General features: G+C 67.8%; 2 protein-coding genes. One reads left to right on the forward strand and one right to left on the reverse strand.

Annotation, left to right across the window (positions count from 1 at the left end; all coding sequences use genetic code 11):
• Positions 1-383: 383 nt before the first annotated feature.
• Positions 384-1,619 carry an HNH endonuclease signature motif containing protein gene (locus SM418_RS37855; RefSeq protein WP_371946464.1) on the forward strand — a complete coding sequence of 412 codons (1,236 nt, stop codon included), beginning with the start codon at positions 384-386 and terminating at the stop codon, positions 1,617-1,619.
• A 96-nt stretch (positions 1,620-1,715) separates the two neighbouring features.
• Here the strand turns inward: SM418_RS37855 and SM418_RS37860 are convergent, their stop codons facing one another.
• The gene (locus tag SM418_RS37860; protein ID WP_371946465.1) at positions 1,716-2,018 is read right to left on the reverse strand and encodes a GNAT family N-acetyltransferase; all 303 of its coding nucleotides are present in this window, start codon (positions 2,016-2,018) and stop codon (positions 1,716-1,718) included.
• Positions 2,019-2,553: the final 535 nt, after the last annotated feature.

The following is a 2,553-nucleotide window of genomic DNA, read 5'->3' on the forward strand; positions in this document are numbered from 1 at the left end:
CGTGAGAACTCCCATGATCACGGACAGAAGGTCATCCTCGTTTCGGCGTCACTCCATGTAGCAGACCCCGATCCGGGCACTCGGGGACGATCGCCCCAGACAAGCCACCTTGAAATGGCCCTGCTTGACTTCGGAGCCTCTGCGGCCCCTCAGCGCAGCTTTCGTCGGGCAGGCTCCGCCTGCCCTCTTCCCGACGCGCCGCCCCCACCACCAGCCAGGAACCGCCCTGGTACACGTCCAAGAAGCACAACGGTCCCATCGGCGCTGCTGGATTCACAGGTCGCGGGCTTTCGACTGGCCTTTAGGTGACAGTATTGGGGCTTTAGGATCGTGCGGGGTGGGGGATATGCCCGGTCCCGATTTTATATACTCGGGATATGTGCATGGCGGGGATCGATCTGGATGGGGCGTCCACCACAGAATTGGTGAATGCCCTGTCGCTGATCGCCGCGGAACTCGCCGGGCGTGCCGCGCCGGAGTCGGCGGCGGTGTGCATGGAACTCACCGAGACACTCGCCGCCGCCACCGACCAGGCGGAATCGGCCATCGCCGGTTTCGTTTCCGTGGTCGACCGCGCCGCGGAACCGCGCCGGTGGGGGCTGCCGTCCACCCAGGCTTGGCTGCGCAGCCACCTGGGCATGCGCGACAACCGCGCCAAAGAGCGCCTCACCCTTGCCCGGCACCGTCACCGGCTCCCACGAGCGACCGCACGGTGGGCCGTCGGTGAGCTGTCCTATGGCTACGCCGCCACCATCGCCGGCGCGGTCGCCAGACTGGACGACGCCGACTGCCGGGCCGCCGAAGACATCCTGCTCGGGATGGTCGACCAGGGCTTCTCCGCCGGGAAGGTGGCCTCCTTCGGCAAGCGGGTCCGAGACGTCATCGCCGAGCGCGACGGCACCGAACGAGCCGACGCCGACACCCGGCACCGCTACGAACGGTCCTGGATCGACACCACCCGTTCACTGGACGGCGGTCGCTACGTCAAGGGCTGGCTGAACGCCGAAGACGCCGCCATCTGGGACGGCACGCTCGGTCCCCTGGCCAAGCCCGCGGGCGTCGACGACCACCGCGACCTGTCCGAACGCACGGCGGCCGCGCTCAGCTCCGTGCTGTCGGGCGGACACCGCGCCACCAAGGTCACCCTCATCTGCGACCTCGACACCCTCACCGGTGGCCAGGCCCCCGCGCGCCTCACCGACGGCACCCCGATCCCCGCCGCGCAAGCCCGCCGCATCGCCCTCAGCGCGGGCGTCTCCCCCCTCCTGCTGGGACGCGGCCACGCACCCCTCTACCTGGGCCACAGGGTCCGGTTCGCCACCGTCCCCCAACGCCAGGTACTGGAGACCCTCTACCCGACGTGCGCGGTGCAGGGCTGCGAGGTCCCCGGTGCGTTGTGTGAAGTCGACCATGTGAACGGTTGGGCCCTCGGCCGCAGCCCCACCGACATCGACCGGCTCGCCCTGTGCTGCGGATGGCATAACCGCTGGAAACACGCAAACCCGGCAAGAATGCACATCACCATTGCCCCCGACGGGCGCCACACCTACCGCATCCTGGCGCCACCCGACACCAAACCCGTCCGCTCACCTCCGCCCTGGCTTCAAGACGCCGCCTAGCTGTACTGACCACAGAAGTTGGTGGAGGGGCGTCCGCGGGTGGTTGTGCCTGGCGCGATCCAGGTACAGCGGGCTGGTGCCGACGCTGGAGAGAGGTCATCCGTCCAGCCGACGGCCCATTAGGACATCGTCCACGTACGCGCCGTCCAGCAGGAACTCCTCCGGCAGTACGCCCTCCACCTGGAACCCGCACCGCTCGTACAGCCGCCGCGCCGGAAGGTTATGGCCGAGCACGCGCAGTGACATCCGGCGGGCTCCCTGCGCGCGGGCGGCCACGCACGCGGCTTCGACCAGGGCCTGCCCGACCCCGCGGCCACGGACGTCAGGGGATACCTGCAAACCCTGGATCTGCCGGACGTGCTGATTGCTGGCGACCGGAGTGGGCGGGACCTGGCGGATGTAGCCGACTGCAGGCCGGCGAGTTCTGCCAACAGGAAGGACTCGACCCCGTGCCGCTCATCGAACACCGATGCGCCCTCTGCCCGCCGCGGCGTGACGTCGCTCAGCCAGGACCACCGGCCCGGTCGAGCGCAATCAATGCGGGGCCGTCCGACACGCAGGCGGGGCGGATCGTCAAATCATCATTCGCCACGGCGAAATGCTATACCTGCGCTGGAAAGGCCGTGGAGGGGCGTTGATCAGGCTGTCTTGAGTGGGGTGCCTTAGTCAATCCGGCGGTCTCGTTGTGCCCGGTTCTTTGTGCCTCTAGCTCGTCGATCCGGTCGTGGATCTCCTTGTCGGAGGCGATTGCCCGGTATAGGCCTCTCCGATCAAAGCCCCTCAACGAACCTCCGCGGAACAGTACTAGCATCAATGCCGGGAAGTTAAGGATCTCGGGTTGCTGTCAAGGGGGATCCGGTGAGGATGTTGATGGCGATGGTGGCCTGGTAGGTGGTTCGGTCGATGGCCGGGCCGCGGGCGTTGTACTTGGAGA

It is taken from the genome of Actinomadura chokoriensis, assembly GCF_041463665.1.
GTDB lineage: Bacteria > Actinomycetota > Actinomycetes > Streptosporangiales > Streptosporangiaceae > Spirillospora > Spirillospora chokoriensis_A.